Here is a 6,319-nt window from a genome sequence, read left to right on the forward strand (position 1 = left end):
TAAAAATTTTAAAAAAATTTAAAAAAATTCTTATTTTGGTGTTTAAAACCACATTATCAGGGTATAATAGTAATAAGAAAAATTAAGTAGTTTTCTTACCCACTGGCACAGGGATTAAGAAAATTGAATATTATTTATAAACTTGTTTGATTTTGATGCTTTTATGGACAGCTGGTGATTTATAAGTTTCTAGTATATCTACTTTGCTTATGAATTTATAGAAAAAGTGGTGGAAGATAAGTGTAAAAGATGAGCCATCTGACGTTTTTCTATATGATTTGTACTGAAAGATTTGATGAAGAAAATAATTTTATAAAGTATTTTGTAAACCCGTTACTAATAGAAAAGAAGATTTCACATATAGTAGGGATGTTTCAGAAGTCTAATGGCTTCTAATATAGAAAGGAAGTAAGCGTGATTGAACCTAAATCAAAACGCTGTGCCAGTGGGGAATAATAATCGACTTTGAAGTGTAAAGAAATTTCAGAGTCGATTTTTTTGTGGGTATTTTTATAAATTCTTTTTAAGTGGCTTTTCGATACAGATCTTTTGGTTTCGTCTTTGTTTTAGGATTCTTTTATTTGTAACAAATAGGATTTGAAAGTGGATTGAGAATCTGATTATATTTAAAAAAATACTTAGCTAATAAAGATTTTAAGCTTTCATATAGATTAGGTTTACCTTGTGGGATACACATAAATTTTGATATAATGATGAAGAGAGTTTTATTTGGAGCAGGCTATGGATATTAATTTTAAAAAACAAACAATGAATGATTATTTTATAAGCGATGGTAAATTCAGCGACAAAGCGAATGTTTTTGTGGTAAATAATCCAGACGATTCTTTTCTGTTTTATAATAGGTCGGAATTTTCTGCAATTTGTACAGGTGGCAAGGTATATATGAGATCGGAAAGTGCTGACTTGATAGATAAACTTAGGGAAAATTTTCAAAATTATCCTGGTGCCTGGTTTGCTGAAGCGGCTAATATTAGGAAACTAGATGGTATTTTGAGAGAATTTGGTATAGAAATTGATAATTTTTTCCCTTTGATGAGTTTTTCTGATAGAGAGGTGCCGGTTAAAGATTTTGAATTTACAAGGATAGAAAAAGAAGATATAAGCAAATTTAAAGGCAAGACAAAAATGGCCTTTGCTTTTGATGAGGATGACAGAATAGGACTTGGTTTTTATGATGGTAAAGAGCTCGTAGCTCTTGCGGGAGCCTCTGTTTCAGGTAAATATCTTTGGGATATAGGACTTGAGAAATTTTCTGAACTTCCTAAATACCAAGGACTTGGATCCTCAATTTTAAGGAGCCTATCTTTAATAATAAGGGAAGAAAACGAGGGTATAAGCCCAATCACCGCTACCCAATTTTCCCACACAAGATCTATAAATACCGCCATAAGGGCTGGATTCGAGATGAATCTTTGCATGACTGGTAGGAAAAAATAGGTCAATAATTGCTGGATTTGTCGTTGACAAAATCGTCGAAAGCGGTAATTTATAAGGGTAGGAAAAAGTAAATTTTTGGAATGTAGCCAAGCCGGTAAGGCACCAGATTCTGACTCTGGAGATCACAGGTTCGAATCCTGTCATTCCAGCCAAAAATTTAAAAAGGAAACGAAAACTCGTCTGCTCCGCAGACTTCTTCGTGCTCCCGCACTCTGTTTTCGGCGTAAATAGCCGAATTCAACGGCTATTTACGATAGCCAAGTTGGTAAGGCACCAGATTCTGACTCTGGAGAGCGTAGGTTCGAGTCCTACTATTCCAGCCATTGTAGTAAATCCGTGGATCATATCTACGGATTTTTTATTTTATAATTTTATCCAACTAATATTTTCCAACAAAAAACCAACCCAGCTTGGGGTCGGTTTCGTGATTTTTATTAAATTTTCTAGAAGTCTACCTTTTCTCCGTAGTAGGCTGCGTGGTAGATTTTTTTGATGTCTGCTGGGCTTGTCTCTCTTGGGTTAGTTAGTGTACAAGCGTCTTTGAAGGCATTTTCACTCATCTTGTCTAATACTTCTAGGAAGTCTTTTTCTTCAATTATGGTGTTTTTACCATCTTTGATAGTAGCTGTGATTCCTACAGCCGCGTTTAATTTTCTAATTTCTTCAGCTATGTCTTCTACGCCTAGGATTCTTTCGATTTCTTTGTATTTATCGCAAGTTTTTCTGTTGTAGTCGATTATGTATGGTAACATAATTGCATTTGCTTCACCGTGAGTTAGGTGGAAGATACCGCCGATTTTGTGAGCCATAGAGTGAACAATACCTAGGGAAGCATTTGTAAAGGCCATACCTGCTATACAAGATGCTATATGCATTTTTTCACGAGCTACCATGTCATCACCTTTATCGTAAGCATCTTTTAGGTAGCCAAAAACTAATTGGATGGCTCTAATTGCATATGGGTCTGTGAAATCATCAGATGCTGTTGATACGAAAGCTTCAACTGCGTGAGTCATAACATCCATACCAGTAGCTGCAGTAATCTTAGGTGGCATGGTTGCAGGAATTCTCATATCAAGAAGGGCAACTTCTGGAACGAAGTCTGGGTGTACTAGTGGGTATTTGATTTCTTTTTCTGTATCAGTAATAACTGAGAAAGCTGTAATTTCACTAGCTGTACCAGATGTAGATGGGATACAAATCATTTTTGCTTTATTTTTTAATGGTGGGTTATCAAAGTTTGCAAGTCTTTCGAAATCCCATTCTGGGTGTTCATAGAATACCCACATAGCTTTTGCAGCGTCCATTGCAGAACCGCCGCCGATAGCGATTATCCATTCTGGTTCAAATTCAGCCATCTTTGCTCCGCCAGCAAGACAAGTTTTAACGGATGGATCTGGTTCTACACCGTCAATTATCAAAACTTCCATGCCTGCTTTTTCTAGTTGTTCTTTGGCTTCATCTAGGAATCCAAATTTTTTCATAGAAGAGCCGCCTGTAACAAGGACTGCTTTCTTGCCCTTTAGGGTAGATAAGTAATCAAGTGCATGTTCACCATGTACTATGGTGTTTGGAACTGAAAATGTTGTATAAGTCATAAAATCCTCCAATCTTATTGTGTTAATTAACTAACAATCTACTTTTAATATACCCCCGTTTCTTATGAATGTAAAGGTTTACCTACAGATAATAATGATAGAACTATCCTTAGAAATAAACTCAAAAATTTTTCTAGCCTTGTATCTTTCATTATTATTCTAACTAATAATTTTTTGCTTATAAAAACGCAGGTTTTAATAAAGATAGAGTTTTTATGGTCATAGAAATTATTCCTCAGCTATAAAATTTTAAGGCATAGCTAGTGAAAATGTAAAGTTTTAGATAAATGGATTAATATATGGCTATATATTACGGAAATATGTTATGAATTTAATATTTTTCTTCAATGGGTCTAAATAATTTCCTTAATAATGGGAAAAATTTAATTTAAAAGTATAATTAACCATAATTCACTAATACATTAAACTATTTAAAGGAGTTTTATATGGGCTTATCATTAGCTATGAAAATATTAAAAAATCATTTGTTGAAAGGAGAACTAAAGACTGGAAATGAAGTTGCGATAAAAATCGACCAGACCTTGACCCAAGATTCAACAGGGACTATGGCATATCTTCAACTTGAAGCTATGGATATAGATAACGTTGCAACAGAAAATTCTGTGGCTTACATAGATCATAATATTTTACAGGCTGGTTTTGAAAATGCAGACGACCATGAGTTTATAAAGTCAGCTGCTAATAAGTTTGGCATCACATTTTCCAAAGCAGGTGGAGGAATTTGCCACCAGGTCAATCTCGAACAATTTGCAAAACCTGGCGACACCCTAGTAGGCTCAGATTCTCATACACCAACTGGTGGTGGCATGGGCGAGCTTGCCATAGGAGCGGGAGGTCTTGAGGTGGCTGTGGCTATGGCCAAGGGTTTTTATTTTGTAAAAGTCCCTAAGATTTATAGGGTAAATCTCTTAAATTCCCTAAATCCAGCTGCCAATGCCAAGGATGTTATCCTCTATATTCTAGGAAAACTCACAGTTAAGGGTGGAACAGGCTACATAATGGAATATACAGGAGAGGGTGTGAAGTCACTTTCTGTAACAGATAGGGCAACTATTTGCAATATGGGAGCGGAACTTGGGGCGACCACTTCGATTTTTCCATCAGATGAAAACACTAGAGCTTATTTAAAAAGCCAGGGCAGGGAAGAAGACTATATAGAACTTTCCGCCGATCCTGATGCTTTTTATGACGAAACAATTGAAATTGATTTAGGAGAGATTAAACCAGCTGTTGCCAAGCCACATTTTCCTGACCAATACTCAGAGGTAAAAGACCTGGGCAAAATAAAATTAGATCAAGTTGCCATTGGTTCTTGCACAAACTCTTCTTATATGGATTTGATGAAGGTGGCAGCTATTCTTGATGGTAGGAAAGTTCATCCAGACGTTTCCCTAGTTATTTCGCCAGGGTCTGCTACAATTTTGGAAAAAATTTCTGAAAATGGAGCTTTGGCAACCATGATAAAGGCAGGGGCGAGAGTCCTCGAATCCGGATGTGGACCATGTATCGGTATGGGTCAGGCACCAAGGTCTGGTGGAGTATCCCTAAGGTCTTTTAACAGAAACTTTAAGGGCAGGTCTGGAACTATGGATGCACAAATTTACCTTGCAAGTCCAGAAACATGTGCGGCTAGTGCTGTACTTGGATACATTGCAGACCCAAGTGAACTTGCTTACAGCGAAAATTTTGACAAAAATGTAAGTTTCAACCACACAGATGCCTATTTTATAATGCCAGAAACAGATTTGTCAAAGAGAGTTAAGGAAACTGTCAAGGGCAAAAACATCAAGCCTTTCCCAAAGGCGGAGAAGGCGAAAAATATAGACAAAAAAGTTGTTTATAAAGCAGGCGACGGAATAACTACCGATGATATTTGCCCATCAAACGCTCATCTTTTGCCATTTAGGTCAAATATTGAATACTTATCAAACTTTGCTTTTACAACAAAAATTGATGATTTTAAGGATAGGTGCGAGGAAAATGATGGGGGAATTATTGTTGCTGGTGAAAATTACGGTCAAGGCTCATCCAGAGAACACGCAGCCCTTCTTCCTTTATTCTTGGGTATCAAGGCTGTTGTTGCCAAGTCTTTTGCAAGAATCCATAGGTCAAATCTAATAAATAATGCCATCTTGCCATTGGTTTTTGAAAATGAAAGTGATTATGAAAAAATTTCTGAATATGATCAAATAAAAATTTCTAATATGGAAAATTCAATTGAAAGTGGTGACTTCATCTTAGAAGATTTAACTAAAAATATAAAAATAAAGTTAAGAGGGGATTTTTCCGATAGAGAAAAGGAAATCCTTCTTGAAGGTGGCTATCTAAACTACGCAAAGAACCTAGATTTGGAGGAAAAATGAAAATTACACTGATTAAGGGCGATGGAATTGGGCCGGAGATCACAGCAGCCATGAAAAAAGTTGTGGCAGCCCTTGGAATCGACCTAGACTTTGAAGAAATAAACGCAGGTCTTTCGGTTTTTGAAGAAGAAGGGGTCTACATTCCTCAAAGGCTTTTCGATTCTATAAATAAAAACAAAATTGCCATCAAGGGACCAATTACAACACCAATCGGCCATGGCTTTAGGTCTATAAATGTGGAACTCAGAAAGAAATTCGACCTCTTTGCCAATATTAGACCAATCAAGGCTCCAGGGCCTCTCGAATTAAAATTTGCTGGGGTTGACATGGTTATCTTTAGGGAAAACACCGAAGACCTTTATGCCGGAATCGAAGAACAAATTTCTCCAGACGAAGCCCATTCTATCAAGGTTATCACCAGGGAAAAATCTCAGAGAATTATTGAAAAAGCTTTTGAATTTGCTAGAGAGAATGGCAGGAAAAAGGTAAGCATCATCACCAAGGCCAATATAATGAAGCTTTCTGACGGACTCTTCCTTGAAGTTGGAAGAGAAGTAGCTAAAAAATTCCTTGATATAGACTTTGAGGAGCTTTTGGTTGATAATACCGCCATGCAAATGGTTATGAATCCTGGCCGTTTTGACGTTCTTGTTACAGAAAATCTTTACGGTGATATTTTATCAGATTTGGGCGCAGGACTTGTTGGTGGGCTTGGTCTTATGCCTGGGGTGAATAAGGGAAAAGACATTGCAATTTACGAATCTATCCACGGGTCTGCCCCAGATATAGCAGGGAAAAATCTTGCCAATCCTATTGCCATGCTTTTGACTCTTTGTCTTCTTCTTGATGATATAAACGAGAAAGAGAACTCAGGAAAAA

General features: G+C 36.6%; 4 protein-coding genes and 1 tRNA gene. 4 read left to right on the forward strand and 1 reads right to left on the reverse strand.

The window, feature by feature from the left end; all coding sequences use genetic code 11:
• Positions 1 to 741: 741 nt before the first annotated feature.
• Together RQ893_RS07270 and RQ893_RS07275 are read left to right on the forward strand one after the other, a co-directional pair.
• Positions 742 to 1,458: a hypothetical protein gene (locus RQ893_RS07270; protein WP_311482385.1), complete on the forward strand. Its 717-nt coding sequence runs from the start codon at positions 742 to 744 to the stop codon at positions 1,456 to 1,458.
• A gap of 76 nt (positions 1,459 to 1,534) precedes the next feature.
• A tRNA-Gln gene (locus tag RQ893_RS07275) sits at positions 1,535 to 1,610 on the forward strand.
• Positions 1,611 to 1,901: 291 nt separating this feature from the next.
• Here RQ893_RS07275 and RQ893_RS07280 read toward each other — a convergent pair.
• Positions 1,902 to 3,056, reverse strand: coding sequence for an iron-containing alcohol dehydrogenase (locus RQ893_RS07280; protein ID WP_311482386.1), 1,155 nt, complete (start codon positions 3,054 to 3,056; stop codon positions 1,902 to 1,904).
• A gap of 446 nt (positions 3,057 to 3,502) precedes the next feature.
• Here RQ893_RS07280 and RQ893_RS07285 point away from each other — a divergent pair, with 446 nt between their 5' ends.
• Together RQ893_RS07285 and RQ893_RS07290 are read left to right on the forward strand one after the other, a co-directional pair.
• A complete protein-coding gene (locus RQ893_RS07285) occupies positions 3,503 to 5,440 on the forward strand; it encodes an aconitate hydratase (RefSeq protein ID WP_311482387.1) in 1,938 nt (645 codons plus the stop codon).
• A partial coding sequence (locus tag RQ893_RS07290; protein ID WP_311482388.1) for an isocitrate/isopropylmalate family dehydrogenase occupies positions 5,437 to 6,319 on the forward strand: 883 nt, incomplete at its 3' end. The genes RQ893_RS07285 and RQ893_RS07290, both read left to right, overlap by 4 nt.

The sequence above is a fragment of the uncultured Anaerococcus sp. genome, assembly GCF_963510915.1.
GTDB lineage: Bacteria > Bacillota > Clostridia > Tissierellales > Peptoniphilaceae > Anaerococcus.